Origin of the sequence: Goodfellowiella coeruleoviolacea (genome assembly GCF_024171785.1) — a bacterium.
Classification (GTDB): Bacteria; Actinomycetota; Actinomycetes; order Mycobacteriales; family Pseudonocardiaceae; genus Goodfellowiella; species Goodfellowiella coeruleoviolacea.
In genome coordinates, this window is the sequence record NZ_JAMTCK010000010.1 from 154,662 (window position 1) to 180,278 (window position 25,617).

27 protein-coding genes are annotated in these 25,617 nt (G+C 72.2%); 20 read left to right on the forward strand and 7 right to left on the reverse strand.

Translation table 11 applies throughout. From position 1 onward, the window contains the following. Positions 1–1,083: 1,083 nt before the first annotated feature. The 12 genes from LX83_RS22020 (at position 1,084) to LX83_RS22075 (ending at position 10,932) form a co-directional block, all read left to right on the forward strand. Positions 1,084–1,425: a TcmI family type II polyketide cyclase gene (locus tag LX83_RS22020; RefSeq protein WP_253774413.1), complete on the forward strand. Its 342-nt coding sequence runs from the start codon at positions 1,084–1,086 to the stop codon at positions 1,423–1,425. Then, positions 1,422–3,119 carry an acetyl-CoA carboxylase carboxyltransferase subunit alpha gene (locus LX83_RS22025; protein WP_253774415.1) on the forward strand — a complete coding sequence of 566 codons (1,698 nt, stop codon included), beginning with the start codon at positions 1,422–1,424 and terminating at the stop codon, positions 3,117–3,119. The genes LX83_RS22020 and LX83_RS22025 overlap by 4 nt, the downstream gene beginning before the upstream one ends. After that, positions 3,120–3,608 carry an acetyl-CoA carboxylase biotin carboxyl carrier protein gene (locus LX83_RS22030; RefSeq protein ID WP_253774418.1) on the forward strand — a complete coding sequence of 163 codons (489 nt, stop codon included), beginning with the start codon at positions 3,120–3,122 and terminating at the stop codon, positions 3,606–3,608. Positions 3,609–3,767: 159 nt separating this feature from the next. Beyond that, a complete protein-coding gene (locus tag LX83_RS22035; protein ID WP_253774420.1) occupies positions 3,768–5,123 on the forward strand; it encodes an acetyl-CoA carboxylase biotin carboxylase subunit in 1,356 nt (451 codons plus the stop codon). Between the two features lie 55 nt (positions 5,124–5,178). Continuing rightward, positions 5,179–5,445 carry an acyl carrier protein gene (locus tag LX83_RS22040; RefSeq protein ID WP_253774422.1) on the forward strand — a complete coding sequence of 89 codons (267 nt, stop codon included), beginning with the start codon at positions 5,179–5,181 and terminating at the stop codon, positions 5,443–5,445. A 2-nt stretch (positions 5,446–5,447) separates the two neighbouring features. Continuing rightward, entirely contained in the window at positions 5,448–5,918 is a 471-nt protein-coding gene (locus LX83_RS22045) for an SRPBCC family protein (RefSeq protein WP_253774424.1), read from the forward strand. 86 nt (positions 5,919–6,004) lie between these two features. Beyond that, positions 6,005–6,424, forward strand: coding sequence for a cupin domain-containing protein (locus LX83_RS22050; RefSeq protein WP_253774426.1), 420 nt, complete (start codon positions 6,005–6,007; stop codon positions 6,422–6,424). After that, positions 6,421–7,698 (forward strand): beta-ketoacyl-[acyl-carrier-protein] synthase family protein, encoded by a 1,278-nt coding sequence (locus tag LX83_RS22055; protein WP_253774428.1) that lies wholly within the window; start codon positions 6,421–6,423, stop codon positions 7,696–7,698. Before LX83_RS22050 ends, LX83_RS22055 begins: the two co-directional genes overlap by 4 nt. After that, positions 7,695–9,002 carry a beta-ketoacyl synthase N-terminal-like domain-containing protein gene (locus tag LX83_RS22060; protein ID WP_253774430.1) on the forward strand — a complete coding sequence of 436 codons (1,308 nt, stop codon included), beginning with the start codon at positions 7,695–7,697 and terminating at the stop codon, positions 9,000–9,002. The genes LX83_RS22055 and LX83_RS22060 overlap by 4 nt, the downstream gene beginning before the upstream one ends. Beyond that, entirely contained in the window at positions 8,999–9,364 is a 366-nt protein-coding gene (locus tag LX83_RS22065; protein ID WP_253774432.1) for an antibiotic biosynthesis monooxygenase family protein, read from the forward strand. Before LX83_RS22060 ends, LX83_RS22065 begins: the two co-directional genes overlap by 4 nt. A 94-nt stretch (positions 9,365–9,458) precedes the next feature. Beyond that, positions 9,459–10,394 (forward strand): phosphotransferase family protein, encoded by a 936-nt coding sequence (locus tag LX83_RS22070; RefSeq protein ID WP_253774434.1) that lies wholly within the window; start codon positions 9,459–9,461, stop codon positions 10,392–10,394. 148 nt (positions 10,395–10,542) lie between these two features. Further along, entirely contained in the window at positions 10,543–10,932 is a 390-nt protein-coding gene (locus LX83_RS22075; RefSeq protein ID WP_253774436.1) for a SchA/CurD-like domain-containing protein, read from the forward strand. 61 nt (positions 10,933–10,993) lie between these two features. Here the strand turns inward: LX83_RS22075 and LX83_RS22080 are convergent, their stop codons facing one another. Then, positions 10,994–11,662, reverse strand: a complete 669-nt coding sequence (locus tag LX83_RS22080) for a lytic polysaccharide monooxygenase auxiliary activity family 9 protein (RefSeq protein WP_253774438.1) — start codon at positions 11,660–11,662, stop codon at positions 10,994–10,996. A gap of 380 nt (positions 11,663–12,042) precedes the next feature. Further along, positions 12,043–12,510: an NUDIX domain-containing protein gene (locus tag LX83_RS22085; RefSeq protein ID WP_253774440.1), complete on the reverse strand. Its 468-nt coding sequence runs from the start codon at positions 12,508–12,510 to the stop codon at positions 12,043–12,045. Positions 12,511–12,693: 183 nt separating this feature from the next. Here LX83_RS22085 and LX83_RS22090 point away from each other — a divergent pair, with 183 nt between their 5' ends. Next, positions 12,694–13,800, forward strand: coding sequence for an NAD(P)/FAD-dependent oxidoreductase (locus LX83_RS22090; protein ID WP_253774442.1), 1,107 nt, complete (start codon positions 12,694–12,696; stop codon positions 13,798–13,800). Between the two features lie 63 nt (positions 13,801–13,863). Here LX83_RS22090 and LX83_RS22095 read toward each other — a convergent pair whose 3' ends face one another. Further along, positions 13,864–14,766, reverse strand: coding sequence for a DMT family transporter (locus LX83_RS22095; RefSeq protein ID WP_253774444.1), 903 nt, complete (start codon positions 14,764–14,766; stop codon positions 13,864–13,866). 295 nt (positions 14,767–15,061) lie between these two features. On the opposite strand from LX83_RS22095, the gene LX83_RS22100 reads away from it, so the two are divergent. From LX83_RS22100 to LX83_RS22110, 3 genes are all read left to right on the forward strand, one after another. After that, complete coding sequence (locus tag LX83_RS22100; RefSeq protein WP_253774446.1) at positions 15,062–15,394, forward strand: ArsR/SmtB family transcription factor; 333 nt, start codon at positions 15,062–15,064, stop codon at positions 15,392–15,394. A 119-nt stretch (positions 15,395–15,513) separates the two neighbouring features. Next, on the forward strand, positions 15,514–16,371 hold the full coding sequence (locus LX83_RS22105) for a TIGR03620 family F420-dependent LLM class oxidoreductase (RefSeq protein WP_253774712.1): 858 nt from the start codon (positions 15,514–15,516) through the stop codon (positions 16,369–16,371). Positions 16,372–16,531: 160 nt separating this feature from the next. Beyond that, on the forward strand, positions 16,532–17,437 hold the full coding sequence (locus tag LX83_RS22110) for a universal stress protein (RefSeq protein ID WP_253774448.1): 906 nt from the start codon (positions 16,532–16,534) through the stop codon (positions 17,435–17,437). Here LX83_RS22110 and LX83_RS22115 read toward each other — a convergent pair. The 3 genes from LX83_RS22115 to LX83_RS22125 are packed head-to-tail and all read right to left on the reverse strand — an operon-like array spanning position 17,423 to position 20,866. Beyond that, positions 17,423–18,433, reverse strand: a complete 1,011-nt coding sequence (locus LX83_RS22115) for an NAD-dependent epimerase/dehydratase family protein (RefSeq protein ID WP_253774451.1) — start codon at positions 18,431–18,433, stop codon at positions 17,423–17,425. The two genes, LX83_RS22110 and LX83_RS22115, sit on opposite strands and share 15 nt — an antisense overlap. Then, the gene (locus tag LX83_RS22120) at positions 18,418–19,599 is read right to left on the reverse strand and encodes a GNAT family N-acetyltransferase (protein ID WP_253774453.1); all 1,182 of its coding nucleotides are present in this window, start codon (positions 19,597–19,599) and stop codon (positions 18,418–18,420) included. Before LX83_RS22120 ends, LX83_RS22115 begins: the two co-directional genes overlap by 16 nt. 31 nt (positions 19,600–19,630) lie before the next feature. Continuing rightward, on the reverse strand, positions 19,631–20,866 hold the full coding sequence (locus LX83_RS22125; protein WP_253774455.1) for an aminotransferase class I/II-fold pyridoxal phosphate-dependent enzyme: 1,236 nt from the start codon (positions 20,864–20,866) through the stop codon (positions 19,631–19,633). Between LX83_RS22125 and LX83_RS22130 the strand changes: the two genes are divergently transcribed. The 4 genes from LX83_RS22130 to LX83_RS22145 all read left to right on the forward strand — a co-directional run bounded on the left by LX83_RS22130 (position 20,847) and on the right by LX83_RS22145 (position 24,600). Further along, entirely contained in the window at positions 20,847–21,956 is a 1,110-nt protein-coding gene (locus tag LX83_RS22130) for a phosphatase PAP2 family protein (protein WP_253774457.1), read from the forward strand. The genes LX83_RS22125 and LX83_RS22130 overlap by 20 nt on opposite strands. A gap of 62 nt (positions 21,957–22,018) precedes the next feature. After that, on the forward strand, positions 22,019–23,002 hold the full coding sequence (locus LX83_RS22135; RefSeq protein WP_253774459.1) for an NAD-dependent epimerase/dehydratase family protein: 984 nt from the start codon (positions 22,019–22,021) through the stop codon (positions 23,000–23,002). A 186-nt stretch (positions 23,003–23,188) separates the two neighbouring features. Then, positions 23,189–24,223: an ABC transporter substrate-binding protein gene (locus LX83_RS22140; RefSeq protein WP_253774462.1), complete on the forward strand. Its 1,035-nt coding sequence runs from the start codon at positions 23,189–23,191 to the stop codon at positions 24,221–24,223. 89 nt (positions 24,224–24,312) lie between these two features. After that, the gene (locus tag LX83_RS22145) at positions 24,313–24,600 is read left to right on the forward strand and encodes a cold shock domain-containing protein (protein WP_253774464.1); all 288 of its coding nucleotides are present in this window, start codon (positions 24,313–24,315) and stop codon (positions 24,598–24,600) included. A gap of 25 nt (positions 24,601–24,625) precedes the next feature. Here LX83_RS22145 and LX83_RS22150 read toward each other — a convergent pair whose 3' ends face one another. Then, a complete protein-coding gene (locus tag LX83_RS22150; RefSeq protein ID WP_253774466.1) occupies positions 24,626–25,573 on the reverse strand; it encodes a 5'-3' exonuclease in 948 nt (315 codons plus the stop codon). Between the last annotated feature and the right edge of the window lie 44 nt (positions 25,574–25,617).

A 25,617-nucleotide genomic window follows, 5' to 3' on the forward strand; every position in this document is an offset into this window, starting at 1 on the left:
CTGTTCGCCGTTAACCGAGCCCCGCGGTTGACGCGGTGCGCGGGCACGGGTGAGTCGAATGAGGTGAATCGGTAAAACACCGGCTCCGGTGGCGGTCGTTGCTCGGGTGTTGGCGGTGTGATCGGGTTGGCCGCCGAGTTCACCGGTGGTGGGTGTGGGAGAACCCCACTGCTCGCCCAATCCAGGTGATGGCGCAATACCGTGCGACAGCCGTGACCACATCGCCCGGGCGGCCCGCCGGATATGCGTTTGTCCCCGGGACGCCGAGCCGGGCGGGGGTGGGCGGAACGAGGACCGAGGACGGGGTGTGAGCGGGTGACGCGCCAGGCGGACGACCGGCGGCGAGACCAGGGGCGGCCCGGCTCCCGGGAGCGCGCCCGCCGGGCCGCCCGCGCGCGTGCACCGGGGTTCGGCCACCGCCACCCGGTCCCAGCCCGGGCTGTTCGGCTGTCGGAGCAGCCGGGGCGCGGTAGTTTCGCGCTCCCGATCCGCGTTCCACGTCCCGGGCACCGCGGTGTCCACATCGGAGAGACAGGGATGTGGTGTGGCCACTGGACCGGGGCGGCACCGTGCGAGGTGCTGGCGTCGAACAGCACCCACCGGGGGCTGCCGGCGTCGCCTGTCCGCGCCCGGTGTGGTTCGTGTGCCGAGCACGACCGGCTCAGTCCGATGAGGACTGTCCACACAGGCGTCCGAAGTCGTGGCCGCGCCGGCGACTCCGCCACCGTTGCGGCCATCGGGGCCGGCGGCCGGCGGACGCGGCCTTTCGCTTTCCTACGCTTTTGTTTCTCCGGTCAGCGGTATTGAGGATACGAGCAGCGGGCCGGGCCGGCCATTCCACGCCCGATCTACTGACCATTCCCACCTGACACAGCGCGTCGTCGTGCCTGTCCGCATGGAACGGGATACCGTCTGTCACGACCATTGTCGGATCAGACCCGGGCAACGTTCCTGGCGTCTCGCGGACACCCGGCTCGCACGAACCCCGGATAGCCCCGGACCGGATCTCGATGTCAACGCATTGCGGAGCAGGCACATGGTGGTCGGCTCACCGAGGCGACCACAGTGGACGGAGGACGGCGCATGAACAGAACGCTTATCGTGGCCAAGATCTCCCCCGATGCGGAGCATCAGGTAGCAGAGATATTCGCCGAGTCCGATCGCACGGAACTCCCCGAGATCGCCGGCGTCGCCCACCGCTCCCTGTATCGCCTCGACGACCTGTACGTGCACGTGATCGAAACCCGCGAGGCGGGCGGCCAGGCCGTCGAGACCGCGCGCCACCACCCCGAGTTCGCCCGGGTGAGCCAACGGCTGCGCCCCTACATCTCGCCGTACCTGCCGACCTGGCAGTCACCCAACGACGCCATCGCCCGGTGCTTCTACACCTGGGACAGCGGTGGCCGAACGGGTGAACCGCGATGACCCCGGTCGACACCACCGAGGTGGTGCGCTGGATCCGCTGTGCGGGGTGCCAGACCCTGCAGTACGCCAAGAAACTCGACCGCAACCTGCGGGTCTGCCCGGAGTGCGGGACCTACCAGCGGCTGACCGCGCAGGAGCGGCTCACCCAGCTCACCGACGCCGACAGCTTCGTCCCGCTGGCCGAGACCGTCCGCTCGGTCGACGCCCTGGGGTTCACCGACAGCGAGCCCTATCCCGAACGGCTGACCGCCGCGCAGGCGGCGACCGGGATGGCCGACGCGGTGCTGGCCGGCACCGCGACCATCGGCGGTGTGCCCGTGGCCGTGGCCGTGATGGATTTCCGGTTCATGGGCGGCAGCCTGGGCGCCGCGGTGGGCGAGGCCATCACCCGCACCGCGGAGACCGCGCTGCGGCAGCGGACCCCGCTGCTGATCGTCACCGCCTCGGGTGGGGCCCGGATGCAGGAGGGCTGTCTGTCGCTCATGCAGATGGCCAAGACCAGCCAGGCGATCGGCCGGATGCGCGCGGCCGGACTGCTGAGCATCAGCCTGCTCACCGACCCGACCTACGGCGGGGTGGCCGCCTCGTTCGCCACCAACTGCGACGTGGTCGTGGCCGAGAGCGGAGCCAGGATGGGCTTCGCCGGGCCACGGGTGATCGAGCAGACGATCCGCCAGCGCCTGCCCGAGGACTTCCAGACCGCGGAGTTCCTGCTCGCCCACGGGCAGGTCGACGCGGTGCGCGACCGACGCGAACTGAAGCCGTGGCTGGAGGCGCTGCTGCGGGCGGTCACCCCCGACCCCGCCCGACCGGAACCGTCCACACCGGACATCCTGGTCCGCGATCCCGGCCAGCTCGGCCAGGACGACGCCTGGCAGGTGGTGGCCACGGCCCGGGACGTGAACAGGCCCACCACCCTGGACTACGTCGCCCGCGTCTTCGACTCGTTCGTGGAGCTGCACGGCGACCGGGCCTTCGGCGACTGCCCCGCCGTCATCGCCGGCCTGGCCCGCTTCGACGGTCACCCGATCGCGGTCATCGGCCACCAGAAGGGGCACACCACCAAGGAGCTGGTGGCCCGCAACTTCGGCATGCCCAAGCCCGAGGGGTACCGCAAGGCGCTGCGCGTCATGCGGCTGGCCGCCAGGCTCGGTGTCCCCATCGTGACCTTTGTGGACACTCCGGGGGCCTATCCCGGCATCGACGCCGAGGAACGCGGCCAGTCGGCGGCCATCGCCGAGAACATCGTGGAGATGACCGCACTGCCCACCCCGGTGATCACCGTGGTCACCGGAGAGGGTGGCAGCGGCGGCGCGTTGGCACTGGCGGTGTCCGACCGGGTCCTGTTGCTGGCCAACGCCGTCTACTCGGTCATCAGCCCGGAGGGGTGCTCGGCGATCCTCTGGGGTGACCCGGCCGCGGCCCCCGAGGCCGCGCGCCGCCTGCGGATCACCGCGCGCGAGCTGCTCACCCTGGGCGTGGTCGACGCGGTGGTTCCCGAACCCGACGGCGGCACGCAGCACGACCCCACCCGGGCGGCCGGCCTGGTCGCCGCCGCGCTGCGGGAAAGCCTGGCCGAGCTGCGGCCGAGGGACACCGCCGAACTCGTCGAGACCCGACGGCAGCGGTTCCGCTCCTTCGGCATCACCCAGTGCACCGGATTCGACGGACGACCAAGGGGAGAGGTGGCGTAGATGTCCACGGAACCCACGTTCGCGGCCAGCATGGAACTGGCCGAGCTGCGCGAGCAGACCAGGCGGCTGGCCAACGACCTGGCCGGCTCGCTGCGCCGCATCAAGGTCAGCTCCGGGCAGACATGCATCGAGGTGGAGTGGCAGCAGCCGGCAGCCACCGGCGCCAGCCCGGTCGCGGCCCCGGCCGCCCCGGCGGAGAGCACCGGCACCGAGGAGACGGCCGAGCCCGAGCCAGGGGGAGTGCCGGTCACCTCGCCGATGGTGGGAACCTTCTACGGTTCCCCCAAACCGGGCGCGGACCCGTTCGTGTCGGTGGGCGCGATGGTCGAGCCCGGCCAGACCATCGGGCTGATCGAGGCCATGAAGCTGTTCAACCCGATCACCGCCGAATGCGGCGGTGTGGTCACCGAGATCCTGGTGCGGGACGCCGAACCGGTCGAGTACGGCCAGCCGCTGATGACTCTCGTCACAGAACCGGGCCAGCCCTGAGGAACACCGGGCACCCGAACCCGAAACACCCCGCATTCCGAGTCGCGCCCACACCCGAGTCACAGCAAGCTCAGTCGCGGTAGTCCGGTCATCGGCGACGCAACCGTCAGCACGGCGGCGGATCCGGTGGCCGTTGTTGGCCGGATAGGACGGTGTCCCATGCTCGACAAGGTTCTCATCGCCAACCGCGGCGAGATCGCGGTTCGGATCGCGCGGGCCTGCCGTGAACTCGGCGTGCGGTCGGTGGGCGTGTACTCGACGGCTGACCGGGACCCCGTGGTGTTGCGGCACTTCGACGAAGTGGTCCACATCGGACCGCCGGCCGGCCGGCGCAGCTACCAGAACGCGGCCGCGCTGATCGAGGCCGCGCTGCACACCGGTGCGGACGCCATCCACCCGGGTTACGGGTTTCTGTCCGAGGATCCCGACTTCGCCGAGATCTGCGCGGACAACGGGCTGACCTTCATCGGTCCGCGACCGGACGTGATGAGCGATCTGGGTGACAAGTCCACGGCCCGCCGGCTGATGCGCGAGCAGGGCATGCCCCTGCTGCCCGGCAGCGTCGCCGCACTGCCCACCGCCGGCAAGGCCAGGGAGTTCGCCGACTCCATCGGCTACCCGGTGATCATCAAGACGGTGGCCGGCGGTGGCGGCAAGGGCATGGTGGTGGTCGACTCGCCGGCCGACATCGAGCGCGCCTACGGCGAGGCCCGCGTCACCGCGCTGGCGCTGTTCGGTGACGACCGGGTCTACCTGGAGCGCTACCTGGCCCGCGCCCGCCACGTCGAGGTCCAGCTGCTGTGCGACCACCACGGCAACGGCGTGCACCTGGGCACCAGGGACTGCACCGTGCAGCGCCGGCACCAGAAGCTCATCGAGGAGGGGCCCGCCCCCGCGCTGGCGCCAGGTACCACCGACGAGATGGCCAGCACCGCACTGCGCGCCGCCCTGGCCGTGGGCTTCACCGGAGTGGGCACGGTGGAGTTCCTGGTCGACGCCGACGAGCGCTACTACTTCATGGAGATCAACACCAGGATCCAGGTCGAACACCCGGTCACCGAGATGATCACCGGCATCGACCTGGTGCAGGAACAGATCCTGGTGGCCGCCGGCTACCCGCTGCGCCTGCGCCAGGACGACATCACGCTGCGCGGCTGCGCCATCGAGTGCCGGGTCAACGGCGAGGACCCGGCACGCAACTTCGTGCCCACCGCAGGCACCGTGGAGCGGTTCATCCCACCCGGCGGCCCGTTCACCCGGGTGGACACCCACGCCTTCGCCGGCTACCGGCTGGGCCCGCACTACGACTCACTACTGGCCAAGGTCGTGATCTGGGCGCCGGACCGGGAACGGGCGCTCAACCGGATGGACCGGGCACTGCGCGAGTTCGATGTGGACGGTCCCGGAGTCAGGACCACCATCCCGTTCCTGCGCCAGGTGCTGGCCAACCCGGATTTCCGCAAGGCCGAGCACTCCACGGCGATCGTCGACCAGTTGCTCGACACCGACGGCTGAGTTCACGCAGGCGTTTGCGGCCGGAGTTCAGCCACGGCAGAAGGAGGCACGAGAAGTGACGGTGCAGAAACAGTTCGACAGGGTGACCCTGCGGCAGGAGATCCAGCAGATCCTGATCAGCAAAGCCGGGCTGCCCCCGGACGCGTTCGTGGGCAACGAGGACAAGTGCCTGGAGGACCTCGGCCTCGACTCGCTGGCCGCCATGGAACTGCAGGCGGTCGTGCAGGACCAGTTCGGTGTCGCCGTTCCCGAGGAGGCGCTGCAGATGACGGTCGACGAGATCGTGGCCCAGATCGAGATCTCCCACTCGGCGGTGAACTGACCATGCCCGGACAGACCGAGAACTCCATCGTCATCGACGCGCCGTTCGACATCGTCTGGGACATGACCAACGACGTGGAGAACTGGCCGACCCTGTTCACCGAGTACGCCTCGGCCGAGATCGTCGAACGCCGGGGCGACACCGTGGTCTTCCGGCTCACCATGCACCCGGACGAGCAGGGCCGGATCTGGAGCTGGGTGAGCGAACGCACGCCCAACCGGGGCACCCGAACGGTGGTGGCGCGCCGCGTGGAGACCGGACCGTTCGCCTACATGAACATCCGCTGGGTCTACCAGGACGAGGGTGCCGCCACCCGGATGACCTGGTTCCAGGACTTCGCCATGAAGCCGGACGCCCCCGTCGACGACGAGCAGATGACCGAGCGGATCAACACCAACTCCAAGATCCAGCTGGACGTGATCAAGACCAAGATCGAAGCCGCCGCGCGCGTGAGCGCGACCGGAGACCACTAGAGAACTGGGTGGGGTCTGGGCGGCCACCCCGGGCCGCCCAGACCCCGGTCGGAGTCCACGCAGTCACCACGACAGGAGAAGCGACGATGAGCGCCACCATTCACAGGACCGTCTCCGTCCGGGACATTCCGCCCGACCACCGCCGCGGCGCGGCCATCCGCGTGCTGCTCGGCCCCAAGACGGTGGGCAGCACCTCGGGCTTCATGGGAGTGGCCGTCCTCGCGCCCGGCGAGGCCATCGCCGAGCACTACCACCCCTACAGCGAGGAGTTCCTCTACGTCGTGCGCGGCACGCTCACCGTGGACCTCGACGACGAGCCCGTCGTGGTCGGCGCGGAGCAGGGCGTGCTGGTGCCGATCAAGGTCCGCCACCGGCTGCGCAACCACGGTGACGAGCCGGTGCAGGCGGTCTTCCACCTCGGCCCGCTGGCGCCCCGGCCCGACCTCGGCCACGTCGACACCGAGACCGCCGAGCAGGCGGCCGAGTTCACCGCGAGGCACGCATGACCAGCCGACCCCGCCGTGTCGTGGTGACCGGTGTGGGTGTGGTCGCACCCGGTGGTGTGACCAGAAAGGCGTTCTGGTCGTGCCTGACCGACGGGCGGACCGCCACCCGCCGGATCACCCTGTTCGACCCCACCCCGTTCCGCTCCCAGGTGGCCGCCGAGTGCGACTTCGACCCGGCCGAGGCCGGACTGTCCCCGTTGGACCAGCGCCGGTCGGACCGGTACGTGCAGTTCGGGCTGGCCGCGGCGGCCGAGGCGCTGTCGGACAGCGGCGTGGAGTGGCGGGAGGACCTGCTCGACCGGACCGGCGTGGCCATGGGCTCAGCCGTGGGCGGCACCACCGCGCTGGAGTCCGAGTACGTGGTGGCCAGCGACTCGGGCCGACTGTGGCTGGTCGACCCCGACTGCACCACGCCGTTCCTCTACCAGGCGCTGGTGCCGAGCAGCCTGGCCGCGGACATCGCCTGCCGCTACGGGGTGCACGGGCCGGCCCTGGTCGTCTCGACCGGCTGCACCTCCGGCATCGACGCCATCGGCCACGCCTTCCACCTGGTGCAGGACGGCGAGGCCGACGTGATGATCGCGGGCGCCTCGGACTCACCGCTGTCCCCGGTGACCGCGGCCTCCTTCGACGCCATCAAGGCGACCACCCCCGACAACGACGACCCGGAACACGCGTCGCGGCCCTTTGACCGCGACCGCAAGGGTTTCGTGCTCGGTGAGGGCGCGGCCGTGCTGATCCTGGAGGAACTCGACCACGCGCGGCGCCGGGGCGCGCACATCTACTGCGAGGTGTCCGGGTACGCCTCGCGCGGCAACGCCTACCACATGACCGGGCTGCGGCCGGACGGCCTGGAGATGTCCATGGCCATCGACGACGTGCTGCGGCAGGGCCGGTGGAACGCGGAGGACATCTCCTACATCTGCGCCCACGGGTCGGGCACCCGGCAGAACGACCGGCACGAGACCGCGGCCTTCAAACGCAGTCTCGGCCAGACCGCCTACGACATACCGATCAGCTCCATCAAGTCGATGATCGGCCACTCGCTGGGCGCCATCGGTTCCATCGAGATGGCCGCCTGCGCGCTGGCCATCGAGTACGACGTGGTGCCGCCCACGGCGAACTGGGCCAACCGGGACCCGGAATGCGACCTGGACTACACCCCGAACGTGGCCAGGGAACTGCCGGTCCGGGTGGCCCTGTCGGTGGGCAGCGGGTTCGGCGGCTTCCAGTCGGCGATGATCTTCGCCAAGCCGGGGGAGGGGGCGGGATGAGCGGGCGCGCGGTGATCACCGGCCTGGGTGTGGTGGCGCCCAGCGGCATGAGCCCCGGTGAACACTGGGACACCGTGGTCGAACAGCGCAACCGGCTGCGCCGCATCACCCTGTTCGACCCCAGCCCCTACGCCACCACCGTGGCCGGGGAGGTGGCCGACTTCGACGTCACCGGCCAGGTCGACGGCCGGCTGATCGTGCAGACCGACCGCTGGACCTGGATGGCGTTCGTGGCCGCGGCCCAGGCGCTGGCCGACGCGGGTATCGACCCCACCGAACTCGACCCCTACGACCTGTCCGTGATCATGGCCAGTTCCTCCGGCGGCAACCAGTTCGGGCAGCGGGAACTGCAGCGGCTGTGGAGCCAGCCCTCCCGCACGGTGGGCGCCTTCCAGTCCATCGCCTGGTTCTACGCGGCCACCGTCGGCCAGTTGTCCATCCGCCACCAGGCCAAGGGACAGTCCAGCGTGATCGTCTCGGAAGCGGCCGGGGGACTGGACAGCCTGGCGCACGCGGCCAGGCTGATCCGGCGCGGCAGCGTGGTGGTGATCGCCGGTGGCCTGGAGGCGCCGCTGAGCCCCTATGCGCTGTCCTGCCAGCAGCGCAACGGGTGGCTGAGCACCCACAGCGACCCACAGCGCGCCTACCTGCCCTTTGACGAGGACGCTCAGGGGCACGTCCCCGGCGAGGGCGGTGCCGCGCTGATCGTCGAGGACCTGGACCACGCGCTGGCCCGGGGCGCGACAACCCTGTACGGCGAGATCATCGGCTGGGCCGCCACCCACGACGGCGCCCACACCCGCCGGGGCAGCGGGGGATCGGTGAGCCAGTACGCCAGGGCCATGCGCCTGGCCGTGGACCGGGCCGGGCTGCGCCCCGGTGACGTGGACCTGTTCGTTCCCGACGCCCTCGGGGTGCCCAGCTACGACGCGACCGAGGCCGCCGCGCTGCGGGAGGTGTTCGGCACCCGGGGCGTGCCGGTCACCAGCTACAAGTCCCTGGTCGGCCGGCTCTACCAGGGCGGGTCAGCGCTGGACGTGGTCACCGCGCTGCTGTCCATGCGGACCGGGGTGCTGCCCCCGTTCGCCGGGCTGCGCCGCCCCAGGACCGACCACGGGCTCGACTTCGTCAGCGCGCCCCGCAGGACCAGACCGGACGTGGCCATGATCGGGGCGCGGGGCTTCGACGGGTTCAACAGCGTGTTGGTCATCCGCCGGTGCGGGGTGGAGACCACGAGCAGCGGTGACGGCGAGGCGAACACCAGCGCCGACAACGGCGCGGCCAGGCAGGAGCGAGCAGCGTGAACGAACAGCAGAACGATCCCCGCGCCCGGGTGGTGTTCCTCATCCGGGTGCCCCGCGCGCGCACCGAGGACTTCCTGCGCGCCTACGAGCAGATCCGCTACGAGGTCGCCGAGGGCGTGCCCGGCCACCTCGTCGACCAGGTCTGCCAGTCACCGGCCGACCCCGAGCAGTGGCTGATCACCAGTGAGTGGCGGACCCTCGCCGACTTCGAGGCCTGGGAACGCAGCCCCGGCCACCGCGAACTGGCCCGCCCCATGCGCGACTGCATGACCGAGGCCAGGTCCCTGCGGTTCGTCGTCCGCCAGCAGACCACCGCGCGCCCGGCCACCCACGACCCCGCACCGGCCACAGTGGAGGGATGAGGCCGGGGCCCTGGCACGAGTCAGACAGCCGCCAGCGAGGCGGCGGCCGTCCGCCGCCGGCCCCCGGGCCGGGCGCGTGTCACCATGATCGGCCATGGACACCCGACAGCCCGGACGGGAGACGATCGCCGCGATCGCGGCTCGCCACCGGGTCCCCGCCGAGCGGGTGCGGCCCGCCCACCCCGGTGTGGCCAACCACGTCTTCCTGCTCGGCGAGGAACTCGTGCTGCGCATCCCGCGAACCCCGGCGTTCGTCCCCGACCTGCGCAAGGAGGTGGAGGTGATCCCCGCCGCGCGCGCTGTCGGCGTGCGCACCCCCGCCGTGGTCGCCTTTGACGACAGCCGGTCCCTGCTGGACCTGCCCTACCTGGTGCTCGTCCGGACACCAGGCGCGGACCTGGCCCAACTCGACCGCGCCGAGACCGAGGCCGGGCAGGTGTTCCAGCAGGTGGGGCGGGAGCTGGCCAAGCTGCACCGGCTGACCGCCAGCCGGGCGGCCGAGCTGCCCTCGGTACCCGCCGACGACGCGGGTGAGGACCCCCGGGACCTGGTGGGCCGGCTGCGGGCCGAGGGCCACCTCGACCGCGACGCCGCGCGATGGCTCACCGGCTGGTTCGACCGGCTCGCCACCCACCTGCCGCCCGATCCGCCGCACGTGCTGGTGCACGGCGACATCGCCCCGCAGAACCTGCTCGTCGCGCCGGCGAGCGCGACGCTCACCGGCATCGTGGACTGGGGCGATGCCCAGTGGGCCGACCCCGCGGTGGAGTTCGCCAAGATCCCGCTGCGCGGTGTTCCCGCCATGCTGGACGGCTACCGCCAGGGCCTCGGGCACGGCGTGCCCGGGGCCGCTGATCGGTGGGAGGCGCGGATCCTCTGGCACCACCTCGTCTGGGCGCTCACCCGGTTGCGCGATTCCGCCGCCCGGCCCGACCACCGGCACTGGAGCGCCCCACCCGCCAGCAGACTGCTGAACCTGCTGCGCTTCTTCGCCTCGGCGCCACCAGCACCCTGGGCCGACCTGGGGTGAACCGACCGCCCCGGGTGCGCGGGCGGGCCGAGGGCGTCACCCGTCGGGTGGTGCCCGTCGATGGCGAAGTCCACAGTGGCCGGTGACCATTGGCGGTGACGACGGCCCTGGGCCATCCAGAGCGCCGGCCTGACAGGAGGTTGCCGACATGTCCACTTGGCACGCGCTGTTCTACCCGCTCAAGCCCGGTAACGAGGACACGGTCAAGGAGTTGTTCCGAGCCAGCGGACGCCCGCGCTTCGAGGTGACCGACGGCGAGGGCAACGTCGTGGGGCACCTGCTGGGCACGATGGCCTTCGTCGGCAAGGGGATGGCCGTGCGGGTCATCGAGGTCGAGGGCAGCCTGCCGCAGGTGGCCGCGCACATGAGCCGCCAGGTGGAGGTGCGCGAGTTCGAGCGGCAGTTGGAGCCCTACCTGGCCAAGCCCAGGGACATGAACACCCCGGAGGGCGCCCGCGAGTTCTTCCGGGAAGCCGCGATGGAGTGCGTGCTGGTCCGCCGCCACGACCAGCCGCTGGCCGCCCAACCCGCGCTCTGAGAAGTCCACAGTGGACGACGTGGTGGCGGGACCGGGGCCAGTGGTCCCGCCACCACGCTGATCAGCTGAAGATCACGTCACTGCACCAGTAGTAGGACTGGTCCATGTGGCTGGCCTGCCAGATCGTGTACACGATGTGGCGGCCGGTGCGGCCGGGGGCGTTGACGTTGATGGTGAAGTTGCTCGTCGGCGGAGTCTTGCCGACCTGGGCGACCAGTTCGAGATTGCCCCAGCCCAACGGCTGGGTGGTGGGGTCGAAGCCCTGCTTGGTGACGTAGACCCGGTAGTAGTCGGCGCCGTGCAGGGCCTGGTCGTAGATGTTCAGGGTGAAGTTGCGGCTCTTCTGCGCGGCCGTCCAGTTCCCTGGCTTGTCCAGCGCGTTGTACCGCCCGCTCTGGGTGTGCCCGGCGCTGCACAGCTGCCCGTCGGGGATGGCGGCCTGGTGGTTGCCCGCGACTCCCTCGCGGTACAGGCCGTTCCAGTTCCACATCGCGTTCGGGTCGGCCTGCCAGGCCTGCCAGCACATCGGGTCCTTGGTCGCCATGCTGGGGTCCTGGAAGTTGCTGCCCCACCGCTGCCAACAGCCGTAGTTGCGCGACGGCGGGTCGGTCACCGACCCGTGGGCGGACGCGCTGCCCACCAGGGTCGTGCTGACCAGCGCCAGTGCGCCCAGTACCACGGTCAGCGCGCGAACGACGAGCTTTCTGCCAACGCGTGCAGGAGAAGACATTGTGACCGCCAAGTCCGGTGGTGAGTGTTCTCGGGTTGGGTCCGGTCTTCCTCATCCGGTGCGCCGACGCCGACCGCGCTGTGCCCGCGGCGACGCGGCGTGGTGCCAGTCCGCTGGCGAGTGGGACGCGCTCACCCGCGCGGGCAAGCCCATCCGTGGCAGGAGCAGCGGCGCCGGTCCGCTCCGCGCGGGGCGGTGGGGGATGAGCAGGACGACGACGTGCCAGCCACGGTTGCCTCCTCGTTGAGGACTGTGGACGAGCGCCGGGCAGCTCCTGAGAGCGCTCCCAATACTTTAACCACCGAACTACGAACTGTGAAGAGCGGATGAACTGAGCACCACACCCGCACCGGCCGCCCCCGACGCGTCCTGGCGACGGGTCAACCGAGGGTGTCCACCAGCCGGTCGACGAAGACCCGCTGGCCGGCCACCAGCTTCTGCCTGGCCTGGTCGGGGTCGAACCACGCGACGCGGTCGATCTCCGGGAACTGCTGGATGCGGCCCGATCCCCTCGGCCACTCCAGCGCGAAGGTTCCGGGAACCACGGCGGCGGGGTCGACATCGCCCTGCACCGCCCAGATCGCCACCACCTTGCCACTGGACTGCCGAGCCTCACCCAGTGCGACGAACCCCCCGGTCGCGGGCACCGGCAGCCCGAGTTCTTCGCGGAACTCCCGTTGCGCCGCGACCAGCGGGTCCTCGTCCGGCGCGCACTCGCCCTTGGGGATCGACCACCCGCCCGCGTCCCGCCGCTGCCAGAAGGGCCCGCCCATGTGCCCGATCAGCAGCTCCAACGGTCCGTTGACCCGTCGGAACACCAGGACACCGGCACTGCGCACACCCGCCACGTCTGGTGAGTCTGCCCGGCCCGCACCGGATCGGCCACCACCGCCCCCGTCCGCCGGCCAGGCGTGGCCGGGTGCTGGCGCAGCGTCACCGGGTAGCGTGCGGCTGGGCAGGAGTTCTCCCCGCGCGGCCCGCAGTGCGCCGGCCCGGGAGAACTGGTGGCGAGAACAGCGAAGGGGCGGGCAGTGACGCGTGTCGCCGTGGTGGGAACAGGGGTGGCCGGCGCCGCGGCCGGCTACCGGCTGGCGCGGGCCGGCGCCGAGGTGATCATGGTGGACGCCGGCCGCGACGGGCAGGCCACCGCGGCGGGAGCCGGCATCGTCTGCCCGTGGTCGTCCGCTGTGGACGATCCACACTGGTACCGGCTGGCGCGGGCCGGCGCCGAGCACTATCCCGACCTGCTGGCCGCGCTGGCCGAGGACGGTGAGCCCGACGTCGGCCACCGCACCGTCGGCGCCCTGCGGCTGGCCACCGACGCCGACGTGGCCTCGATCTACCAGCGCACCGCCACGCGCGCGGCCGAATCCCGACTGGCCGGTGCGGTCAGCGTGGTCAGCGCCGAGCAGGCCAGGGAGATGTTCCCGCCACTCGGGCACACCGGACCGGCCGTGCACGTCGCCGGTGGGGCACGGGTGGACGGGCGTCGGCTCCGCGACGCGCTGCGCCGGGCCGCCGTCCGGCTGGGCGCGCACACCCTGAGCGGGCCGGCCGAACTCGACGTGGAGCGGGACCGGGTGCGCGGCGTGCTGGTCGGCGGCGAGCGGGTGGCCTGCGACAGCGTGGTGGTCGCCGCCGGCGCGTGGGCGCCGGCCCTGCTGGCGCCGCTGGGTGTGCGGCTGGCCGTGGTGCCGCAGCGCGGCCAGATCGTCCACCTCGGACTGTCCGGAACGGACACCACCCGCTGGCCGGTGGTGCTGCCGGCCAGCAGCCACTACCTGCTGGCCTTTGACGACTCCCGGGTCGTGGTGGGGGCCACCAGGGAGACCGGCAGCGGGTTCGACCACCGGGTCACCGCCGCCGGTCTGGCCGAGGTGCTCACCGAGGCGTTGGCCGTGGCACCGGGCCTGGCGTCCGCCACCCACCTGGAGACCAGGATCGGGTTCCGCCCCGTCGGCCCGGACATCCGGCCGCTGCTCGGCCCGGTGCCCGCCGTCGCCGGGCTGGTGGTCGCCAACGGCCTGGGCGCCTCCGGGCTGACCATGGGCCCCTACGTCGGCGCGGTCGCCGCCCGGCTGGCGCTGGGCGAGGACCCCGGGATCGACCTCACGGCCTACGACCCGCTGCGCGGCTGACGGCTCGGCGCGCCCTGCGGGGAGGTGCGGGCACCCCGACGGTGCCCGCACCGCGTGCGGCGCTCAGCCCTTGCTGGCCCGGGCCAGCACGATGAGCGCGGCCAGGAGCAGACCGCCGCCCACCGCGGCCGGCCCGGTCAGGCGCTCGCCGAGCGCGATCACCCCGATTCCGGTCGCGGCGACCGGTTCGAGCAGGACGATCACCGCGGCGGTCGCCGCCGGAACGGTGGCCAGCCCGGTGAAGTACCAGCGGTAGGCGATCAGCGTGTTCACCACGCCCAGGAGCAGCAGCCAGCCCACCGCCGACACGGTGCTGGCCTCGGGCGTCCACAGCCCGAGCCACCCGGCGGCCGGTGCCAGGCACACCGCGCCCGCGGTGAACGCGCCCAGGGACGCGCCCCCGCCGCGGCCGGAGCGGCCCAGCAGGGTGACGGCGGAGTAGGCGACCGCGCACACCAGGGCCAGGGCAGCGCCGAGCAGGGGGGATGACCCGGCGGGTGCCTGGTGGGAGCCGACGACCAGCAGGGTGAGGCCGCCCGAGGCGATGCCGATCGCGGCCAGGCCGCGGGCGGTCAGGGGTTCGCCGAGGAAGCAGCGGCTGCCCACGGCGGTCAGCACCGGGCTGGCGCCGACCGCCACGAGCGTGCCCAGGCTCACGCCGGCGGCGTCGACCGCGCCGAAGTAGGTCGCCTGGGACACGGCCAGGCAACAGCCGGTGATGACCACCGCGCGTCCCGAGCGCGGCTCGCCGTGGGGGAGTGGGCTGTTCTGGCGCTGTGCCAGGCGCACCAGGACGAGTGCGGCGGCTGCGATCGCGAACCGCCAGAACGTCACGGCCACCGGCCCGAGCCCGCTGGTCTGGAACAGGATGGCGGCCGCGGCCCCGCCCGTTCCCCAACAGACCGCCGCCGCCGAGATGGCCAACCAACCGCGCCCGGCGGGCGCGGCACAACGCGTTGCGCGCATGCGTTTCTCCGTGGTGGAAAGCCGAAAGAACACGATCCGCCGGGGCAGCGGGCGGCATTCACCAGGCCGACGGCAACACCGTCAGCACACGAAGATCGGAGCGGCCGCCCGCTAGCGGGCAGGCGGAGCCAGGATCACGAAACGCACGGCGGGCAGGCTACCGGACCGGCAGCGGGGACGGACCACGAGTATCTGCATATTACCCATCAAGCACTATTGTTTCAGTGTCAACCAAAAATGCCGATTGATCGTATCGAGGTCCCTCGAAAAGTCGGTCCACGCCTACAATCGGCACGTGACCGAAGCCCCTGTTGCTCCAGACTCTGACGTGGTGTCTGCTCTGCGGGCGCTGTCGAACCCGATCCGACTGCAGTTGCTGCGCTGGCTGCGCGAGCCGCGGCGGAACTTCTCGATGGACGGCGCCATCGCGGACCCCGACGAGGTCGGTGTCTGCGTGAGCCACATCCAGGCCAAGGTCGGGTTGGCCCAGTCCACGGTGTCCGCCTATCTGGCCGAGCTGCAGCGCGCCGGGTTGGTCCACGCGACGCGGGTGGGCAAGTGGACCCACTACAAGCGGGACGAGCAGCGCATCGCGCAGCTCGTCGAGGTGCTGGGGCAGACGCTCTGAGGCTGACCGTGGCATGGCGCGGCCCTTCCTGTTGCCCGACAAATCGAGAATCTGCGATACTCCGATTTGTCGATCAGGATGTGTGACGGGAGGAAGGCCCAGTGGGCAGCATTGCCGGAGTGGACCTCGGGCGGTTCGGGGTGTGGACCTTCGACTTCGAGGATCAGCCGGCGGCACGGATGCGTGCCGCCATCCAGGAGCTGGAGGACCAGGGATGGCGGGCGTTCTGGATTCCCGAGCGCGACGGCCGTGAAGCCATAACCCACGCGGGCTACCTGCTCTCGTGCACCACGCGCATGCACGTCATCAGCGGCATCGCCCGCATCTGGTCCCGCGAGGCGCGCTGGACCCACGGCGCCAGCCTGCTGCTCGCCGACGCCTACCCCGACCGCCACATCCTCGGGCTCGGCGTCAGCGGGGCCCGGCCCGGGGTCAAGCCGCTGACCGCGATGGTCGACTACCTCGACGAGCTGGACGCGCTGCGGACGCCGAACCCGGCCCCGGCCGCGCCCGTGCGCCGCATCCTCGCCGCCTACGGGCCCAAGATGCTCCAGCTGGCACGGGACCGGTCCGCGGGCGCGCACACCTACAAGGTGAACGTGGCGCACACCGCCCAGGCGCGCCAGATCCTCGGACCCGACGCCTTCCTCGGTGTCGAGCACGCCGTGGTGTTCGAGTCCGACGCCACCACCGCCCGCGCGATCGCCCGCGAACACCTGCACCCGTACCTGGCGACCGAGTACAACGTGGCGAAGTTCCGCCGCCTGGGCTACTCCGCGGCGGACATCAGCCACGGCGGCAGCGACCGCCTCGTGGACGACCTGGTGTTCTGGGGTGACCTGGACACCGTTGTGGAGAAGCTGCACGGCCATCTGCGGGCCGGTGCCGACCACGTCGGCGTGCAGGTGATCGGCGTCCGGCCCGGGCAGTCCGCCATGCCGCACTGGCGGGCGCTGGGGGAGGCGCTGCTCCCGTAGGCCCGTCCGTGTTCGCCGGGGATTCGGACACTGATATCTGCATATTACGCTTCGGTCACTATTGCTTCAGTGGCAACAAAAACAAACCCTCGTCGACATGCGATCACCTCCGCCGGAGCCCACCCTGACCGCACAGCACGCGGCACAGGAAGGACCAGCCGTGACAGCACAGGCGGACAACCGGGCGGTCGTCGTCGGCGTGGACGGGTCGACCTCGGCCCTGCACGCGGCGTGCTGGGCGGCCCGGGAGGCGGAGCGCCGCGGTGTCGAGCTGCGGCTGGTGCACGCCGACATCTGGCCGCTGGTTCGCCATCCACCGGTCGCCTCGGTGCCCGCCCAGTACCACCAGGCCCTGCGCGACCAGGCCGAGCAGTACCTGCGCACCGCCCGCGAGGCGGTGACCGGCCTCGTGCCGGGCGCCCGGGTCACCGCCGACCTGGTGACCGGGGCGGCCACCGAGGCGCTGGTCCGGGAGTCCGAATCCGCCGCCCTCGTGGTGCTGGGCTCCCGTGGCCTGGGCGGGTTCAGCGGCCTGCTCGTCGGCTCCACCGCCGTGGCACTGGCCGCCCACGGCCACTGCCCGGTGGTGGTCGTGCGCGGCCCCACCCCGGACAGCCCACCCCCACAGCGGGGACCGGTGGTGGTCGGGGTCGACGGCTCGCCGGCCAGTGACCGCGCCACCGAGTTCGCCTTCGCCGCCGCGGCCGCGCGCGGGGTCCCCCTGGTGGCGGCGCACACCTGGACCGACACCAGCATGGGCACGGTCTTCGGGCTCACCGGCGTCAGCGTCGACTGGGAGAGCCTGCTGGGGGAGGAGGAGCGCGCCCTGGCCGACCACCTGGCCGTCTGGCAGTCGCGCTACCCCCAGGTGGAGGTGCGCGCGCTGGTCACCGTGGAACGGCCCGTGCGCACCCTGCTCGAACAGTCCGCCGGCGCGCAGCTGTTGGTGGTGGGCTCGCGCGGCCGAGGCGGGTTCGCCGGCATGCTGCTCGGCTCGACCAGCCAGGCCGTGCTCCACCACGCGCTCTGCCCGGTGGCCGTGGTGCGGGCGTCAGTGCCGGTCTGAGCCCACGCGCCCGGCGAGCAGCCCGCTCAGGCCCGCGGCCAGGTCGACCTCGGCGGTGAACCCCAGTTCCGCGGCGGCGCGGTCGCTGGTGCAAGTCCAGGCGGGGCAGCGGGCTTCGCGGAGCTTGTCCGGGCTGAGCATGGGGGCGCGGCCACGGGGTGCTGCCAGGGCGTGCGCGGCGTGCGCGGCCAGGGCCGCGACCGCGGGGGGTACCGCCAGCAGGCGGGGTGGGCGGCGGCCCAGGGCGGTCGCGAGGCGGGTGGCCAGCGCGCGCAGGTTGTGCTCCACGCCGTCGCTGACGTGGTAGACGCCGGCGGTGGGGGAGTCCGCCCGCAGCAGGTGGCCGTGTTCGGTCGCGGCGAGCAGGGCGCGGCACAGGTCGTCGACGTGGATCAGGGAGTACCACCGCTCACCGGACCCGCAGGTGAGCACGGCGCCGAGACGCACCATCGCGGTCAGGGCGGGCAGGAAGTCGTGGTCGCCGGGGCCGTAGACGATCGGTGGGCGGATCACGATGCCGGGCAGGGTCAGGCAGTGGCCGCGCAGGGCGTGCTCGCCGGCGAGCTTGCTGCGGCCGTAGGCGGAGACCGGGGTGGGGGACTGGTGTTCGGCGCGCGGGCGGCCGGCGGTGGTGGGGCCGGCGGCGGCCAGCGAGGAGCAGTAGACGATGCGGGGTGGCCGTGCCTGGCGGCTGGCCGCCGCGCACAGCAGGCGGGTGCCCCAGGCGTTGACCCGGAAGAAGTCGGCGGTGGCGGCGGCCGTGGTGGCGCCGGCCAGGTGGATCACGCAGTCGGCGTCGCGCAGTGCGGGGACCAGGCCGGCGCCGGTGGTCACGTCGCCGGGGACGATCCGCGCCAGGCGGGTGGCGGCCAGCGCGGTGGCCACCGGGTCGGTGTGGTCGCGGACCAGGGCGGTGAAGGGCTGGCCGCGGGCGAGCAGGTGGTCTGCCAGGCGGCGGCCGATGAACCCGGTGGCTCCGGTCAGCAGGACGCGCACGGGGCGTCGTCCAGGCGGTAGATGCGGTGGGTCTTGGTTCGGGTCGCGCCGAGCGCGGCGACGGCCCGGTTGGCCGCGTGGTTGTCCTCCAGGATCCAGGAGATGTCGATCTCGGTGTAGCCGCGCTGGTGGGCGGCGCGCAGCAGGTCGACGTAGAAGAGCACCTCCAGGCCCCGGCCCCGGTAGCGCTCCTTGACGCCGACGGCCACGGCGCGGGCCCGGCGGATGGTGCGGGCGGCACGCAGCATCCGGACCAGTCCGAGTGGCAGGCCGCAGGTGGTCAGGCGGCCGCGGGCGGCGCGGATGGCCTGGTTGGCGTCGGGCACCAGCAGGGCGAATCCCGCGGGGTGGCCGTGCACCTCGGCGATGCGCACCAGGTCCGGGTCCAGCACGGGGCGCAGGGTGGCGGCCAGGTGGTCGAACTCGCCGTCGGTCATCGGGCTGAAGCCCCAGTTGTGCTGCCAGGCGCTGTGGTAGACGTCCTTGACGCGGGCGATCTCGGCGGCGAAGGCGCGGCGGTCCAGGGGCCGCACCCGCAGGCCGTCCCGGCGGCGGACGGTGTCGGCGACCGCGGCGAGCCGGCGCACCGGGGCGGTGGTGGGCAGCCGCCAGGACCACAGGTCCTTGGCCTTGGTCAGGCCGCAGTTCTCCAGCAGGGTGGGGTAGTAGGCGGGGTTGTGGGGCATCAGGACGGCGGGGGTGTCGGTGAAGCCGGCCACGAGCAGTCCGCACTCGTGGTTGGTGGAGAAGTTGACCGGGCCGAGCATGCTGTGGTGTCCCCGCTGGCGCAGCCAGTCCTGGGCGGTGCTGATGAGGGCGCGGGCGGTGGGCTGGTCGTTGACGCACTCGAACAGGCCGAAGAAGCCGTGCTGGGTGCCGTGGGTCTGGTTGTGGCGGGGGTTGAGCACGGCGGCGATGCGGCCGACCGGGTGGCCGTGGCGGCGGGCGAGGAAGAGTTGGACGGCGCCGAAGTCGAAGAACGGGTTGCGGCGCGGGTTGAGGAAGGCGCGGCGTTCGTGTTCCAGCGGGCACACCCAGTGCGGGTCGTCCCGGTAGAGGGGGTAGGGCTGGCGGATGAAGGCGGTGCGGTCCGCGCGGGTGCGGACCGGGGTGACGGTGAGCTGGTCGTCGTGGGTGTGCGGCGGGGGAGGTGGCCTCTGTGGCACGGGCGGGTGTCCCTTTCCGCTCAGCGGTGGGTCAGGTGGCGCGGGCGATGCTGACCGGCTGGTAGGTGCTGGGTGGGATGGGTGGGATGACGTCGAGGCGGCGGCCGACCGCGGCGAAGGCGTCGAGGGTGCGGGCGAGGTGGCTGTCGGTGTGCTGGGCCGACAGGCTGGCCCGGATGACGGCCTGGCCGTCGGGTACGGCCGGGGGCATGACGGCGTTGGTGAAGATCCCCTCGGCGAACAGTTCGGTCCAGAACCGCAGGCAGGTCATGTCGTCGCCGATGTGCACGGGCACGACCGGGCTGACGGAGCGGCCGGTGTCGAAGCCGAGGGCCCGCAGCCCGTTGTGCAGGGCCTCGGCGAGGTCCAGGGTGCGGTGTCGGCGTTCGGGTTCGGTGCGGATGATGTCCAGGGCGGCGAGCGCGGCGGCGGCGTTGGCCGGTGGCATGGCCGCGGAGAAGAGGATGGACCGGCTGCGGTGGCGCACGTAGTTGATGACCTCGGCTGGTCCGGCGAGCACGCCGCCCAGGGAGCCGAAGCACTTGGACAGGGTGGCCATGACCAGGTCGACCTGTTCTTCCAGGCGGAAGTGCTCGGCGGCGCCGCTGCCCCGGACGCCGAGCAGGCCGATGTCGTGGGCGCTGTCGACCATGACGCGGGCGTGGTGCTGCTGGGCGAGTTCGACGATGCCGGGTAGGTCGCAGAGGTCGCCGTCCATGGAGAACACGCCGTCGGTGACGATGAGGCGGCCGGCGGCCGGGTCGGCGGTGGACAGCAGTTCCTTGAGGTGGGCCATGTCGTTGTGGCGGTAGCGGCGGTGCTTGGCGTGGCCCAGTCGGATGGCGTCGACCAGGGAGGCGTGGTTGCGGCGGTCGGCGAAGACGACGTCGTCGCGGCCGAGCAGGGCGGCGATGGCCAGGTTGGTCTGGTAGCCGGTGGTGGCGACGATCGCGGCTTCGCGGTGCAGGAAGGCGGCCAGCCGGGCTTCGAGTTCCTCGTGCAGGGTCAGGGTGCCGTTGAGCAGGCGGGAGCCGGAGCAGGAGGTGCCGAACCGGTGGGCGGCGGTGGTCGCCGCGGCGATGACCCTGGGGTCGGTGGACAGGCCGAGGTAGTCGTTGGAGCCGGCCATGAGCACCTGGCGTCCCTCGATCTGCACGGTGGTGGCGTCGGTGCGGTCGGTCAGGGTGCGGTAGTAGGGGTACACGCCGGCGGTGACGACCGTCTCGTAGGCGTGCCAGGTGCGGCACTTGTCGAAGACGTCGGGCATACCGTTCCTCCCCAGCGGTGCCGTGTTTTGCCCACGTGGTGGTGTGGTGCCGTCTGCTCTCGGCCGTTTCACGCGTACCCGCGAAAACGGTTATTCTCACCTGGATCTTCTGGTGTTAATGGCCCGGGAACGGCGATCTCACCCGTTCGGGGAAGATATGCGGATACGACCTGCTGACGTGCTCACCCTGTTGTACCTTACCGTGGTTTCGCTGTTGGTCGTGGCGTTTCACGGCAGGGTGGCGGACTGGGGGTGGCTGGTGTGTTCCCTCGGTCTGTTCGCGGTGTCGGTGCTGGTGGTGGCCGTGTGGGAGGGGCGTTGTCCGACGCGGCCCTGGGTGGTGCTGTTTCACCTGGTGTACCCGTTGTTGGTGGTGCCGCTGCTGTACCCGATGGTGCAGCGGTACGTGCTGGTGTTGTGGGGGCGGTTCCTGGATTCGGAGATGATCTCGGTGGAGTGGGTCGTGTTCGGTGCGCAGCCCAATCTCCTGTTCGACCGGATCGCGTCGCGGCCGTTGAACGAGATCATGATGGCGTGTTATTCGGCGTACTACCCGTTGTTGGTGGTGCCGCCTTTGTTGCTCGTTGTGCGGCGTCGGTGGCGGGAGCTGGAATTGTTTGTCTGCCTGTTGTTGGCCGCGCTTTACGTGTGTTATCTGGGGTTCGTGGTGGTGCCGTTGCGGGGGCCGGTGGTCGCGTTGGCGGAGGTGTTCGCGCAGCCGAGCCTGTCGGGTTACGTGGTGGTTCCCGCGCAGCAGTTCGTGATGGCGCACGCCGATCCGGCGGGCGCGTGCTTTCCCTCGTCGCACGTGGCCGCGGCCTGGGTGGTGCTGCTGGTGTTGCGCCGGATCCACGGCTGGCGGGTGGTCGCCGCGCTCGTGCCGGTGGTGGTGGGGTTGACCGTGGCGGTGGTCTACACCCGCTACCACTACGTGGCCGACGCGCTGGCCGGTCTGGTGGTGGCGGGCCTGTGCTACGGGGTGGGCGGCCGGCTGTGGGCCAGGGCGAGTGCCCGGCGGCGGGGGATGGCGCGGGTGCGGCTGGGGCAGGTGTGGGTGGGTAGTCGGACCGGGTCGAGTGGTCCGCGCTGATCCGTCAGCTCACAGCGATCAGTGGCCGGGGCGGCGCGGGTGGGGTGGCAGAGTCGGGCGGCATGGAGCTGTTGATCCTCGGGGGGACGGAATTCGTGGGCCGGGCGATCGCCGAGGCGGCGGTGGAGCGGGGCTGGCGGGTGAGCGTGTTCCACCGGGGCCGTCACGCGCCGCCGCCCGGGGTGGCCGTGCTGCGCGGTGACCGGGTCGCACCCGGCGGCCTGGCGGCGCTGGAGCGGGGCGCGTGGGACGCGGTGGTGGACACCTGGAGCGGGGCGCCGCGGGTGGTGCGGGACGCGGCGCGGCTGCTGGCCGGCCGCGTTGGGCGGTTCGTCTACATCTCCAGCCGGTCGGTGTACGCCTATCCGGCGCGGCCCGGGTTGGCTGAGGACGGCCCGCTGGTCGAGGCCTCCCCGGATGACGGTGAGGTGGACTACCAGCGGGCCAAGCGCGGCGGTGAGCTGGCGGCGGGTGCGGTTTTCGGGGATCGGGCGCTGCTGGTCCGTGCGGGGCTGATCATCGGGCCGGGGGAGAACGTGGGCCGGCTGCCCTGGTGGCTGCGGCGCATCGCGCGGGGTGGCCCGGTGCTGGCGCCGGGGCCGCGCGATCTGCCGTTGCAGTACGTCGACGTGCGTGATCTGGCCGGGTGGACCCTGGAGGCGGTCGAGGCCGGCCGGGGCGGCGCCTACAACCTGGTGAGCCCGCCGGGGCACACCACCACGGGGGAGCTGCTGCGGGCGTGTGTGCGGGCCACCGGGGCCGCGGCGGAGCTGCGCTGGACGGATCCGGAGGTGATTCTCGCCGCGGGGATCCAGCCGTGGACGCAGTTGCCGATCTGGATCCCGCCGGGCGAGCTGTACGACATGCTGCACCAGGCGGACGTGACCAAGGCGGTCGCGGCCGGGCTGCGGTGCCGGCCGGTCGCGGAGACGGTGGCCGACACCTGGGCGTGGCTGCGGGGCCTGGGTGGAGAGCCACCGCAGCGTCCGGATCGTCCCGCGGTCGGGGTGGATCCGGAGACCGAGGCGCGGGTGCTGGCCGGCTGATGCGGGGTGACGGGGTGGGGACCGGTGGGTTTCACCGAGGTCACGCGCCTTGATTGCGTGGTTAGGCTCGCCTAACATCCCGGGTGTTTTCCTGAGGCCACGCCCGGTGGTGCCCCGCCGGCCGCTGTCCACCCACCCACCAGCGTTCCGCCTGGCCGAGTCGTGACCGGGCACCGAGGAGCACCCATGCGAACGTCCCTGCGTCGACTGCTACCCGTCCGCTGGGTCAGCACGGCAGCCCTGGTCGCACTCACCGTGGGCCTGGCCGGTTGCGGCGCGGGCGGTGCGGACACCACCGCGGCGGGCGTGTCCGGTTCGGGCTCGGCCGCCGCGACCGCGGCCGGTTTCCCCCGCACGGTCGAGCACGCCATGGGCAGCACCACGATCGACAAGCAGCCGCAGCGGGTGGCCGCGCTGGACGCGAGCTTCGTGGACGCCGCCATCGCGCTGCAGACCCAGGTGGTCGCCTACACCAGTTACCGCAGCATCAAGGACACGCTGCCGGCCTATTTGGGGGCGGACGCGCAGACCTACGGCAAGGACGCCGTCAGCGTCGGCACCCTGACCAGCCCGTCGGTGGAGCAGATCCTGGCCACCGAACCGGATTTGATCGTCTCGGCCAAGGTGCGCCACGAGTCGCTCTACACCCAGCTGTCCGCCCAGGTGCCGACCGTGTTCACGACCAGCACCGGCCCCACCTGGAAGGAGAACATCCGGCTGCTGGCCAGGGCGCTGGGCAAGGAGGACCTGGCCGAGCAGAAGATCGGCGACTACGAGCGGCGGGCCCAGCGCGTCGGCGACGCGATCCGCGCCAAGCTGGGCAAGAACCCCACGGTGTCGGTGGTGCGCTTCACCGACGAGCAGACCGTGCGGCTCTACACCCCGCACTCCTTCTCCGGGATCGTGCTGGCCGACGCCGGTCTGGCCCGGACCCCGGCCGCGCAGACCGACGACCCGGCCAAGATCGCCGTCGACCTCAGCCCGGAGCGCATCACCGACCTGGACGCGGACCAGATCTTCGTCAGCACCTGGCAGGACGAGAAGGGCGACTCCGCGCGGCAGCGCGACAGCTTCCAGGCCAACCCGCTGTGGGGGCAGCTCACCGGTGCCACGCGGGATGTGGACGACACCACCTGGATGACGGCGGTGGGGCTGCAGGGCGCCCACGTGATCCTGGACGATTTGGCCGCGACGTTCGGCGTCGACCCCGCCCGGAGCTGATCGTCCCCCGGCCTCCTGGGGGTCCGCCGGCCTGGCGGGCCCCCTTTTTTTCGGCGACGGGTGGGGTGCTCGGGGTCGACACTGGGGCCATGACAGGGCAGCGCGACCCGGTGCACCGGGGCCGGGTGCGGGAGTGGCACGTGGACGAGGGCTGGGGGGTCGTCGAGTCCCCGGCGGTGGACAGTCCGATCTGGACGCACTACTCGGGCATCGACCCCGCCAGCCCCGGGCTGGGTCCGGGCGGGTTCCGGCTGCTGCGCGCCGGCGAGGAGGTCGAGGTCCGGGTGGAACGCGCCGAGCAGGACGGATACCACTGGCGGGCGACGTGGGTGCGGCAACGGCCCACCCGATCACGGGGTGGCCGCGCTCGCCGCTGACCCCGCCCCGGCCGGGCCGGGCGGGTCAGCCCCGCCCGGCCTGCTCCAGTGCGGCCACCAACCGGTCCACGGTGCGGCCCAGGCCCCACCGGCGGCCCAACTCGGCCAGCCGCCGCGGGTCGGCCGGCTGGGCCGGCACCTCGTCCGGGCGGTCCAGGTGCACCGGCGCGTCGGTGGCCACCCGCACCACCGTGGGGGCCACCGCCAGGTAGTCCTCGGCGGCGGTGAGGCTGTTGCGCTCCCGGGTGCTCAGGACGCGGTCCCGGCCGTCGTGCACGGCCGCGAGCACCGCCGCCAGCGACCCGAAGTGGTTGATCAGCTTCACCGCGGTCTTCTCGCCGATCCCCGCCACCCCGGGCAGGCCGTCGGAGGGGTCGCCGCGCAGCACGGCCACGTCCGCGTAGGCCGAGCCCGGGTCGGTGGCGGGCAGCTGGTAGCGGGCCGCCAGCTCGGCTGGGCCCAGCACCTCGGCCTTGGCCCAGCCCTTGCCCACGTAGACCACGGTGGCCGGGGTGGGTTCGGCGCGCACCACCTGGAAGAGGTCCCGGTCGCCGGTGACCACCTCGACCGGCCGCTGCCGCTCCCGCGCGGTCAGGGTGCCGATCACGTCGTCGGCCTCGTAGCCGGCCGCCTCGGCCGTGGCGATGCCGGCGGCGTCGAGCAGGTCGAGGATGATCGGCACCTGCGGGGTGAGGTTGTCGGGCACCTCCTCCTCGCCGGTGCTGGTGTCGGCCACCCGGTGCGCCTTGTAGGAGGGCAGGGCCGCGACGCGGAACTCCGGTCGCCAGTCGGCGTCCAGGCACACCACCAGCCGGGCGGGGCGGCGGTCGGTCAGGATGCGCGCGAGGGTGTCGGTGAAGCCGCGAACCGCGTTGACCGGGCTGCCGTCGGGCGCCGTCAGCGACTCGGGGAGGGCGTAGAAGGACCGGAACCACAGGCTGGCCGCGTCCAGCAGCACGAGGGGCGCGTTCACGCCGCCAAGCCTGCCAGCCCACCTCCGGCCTGCCCCGCACAGGG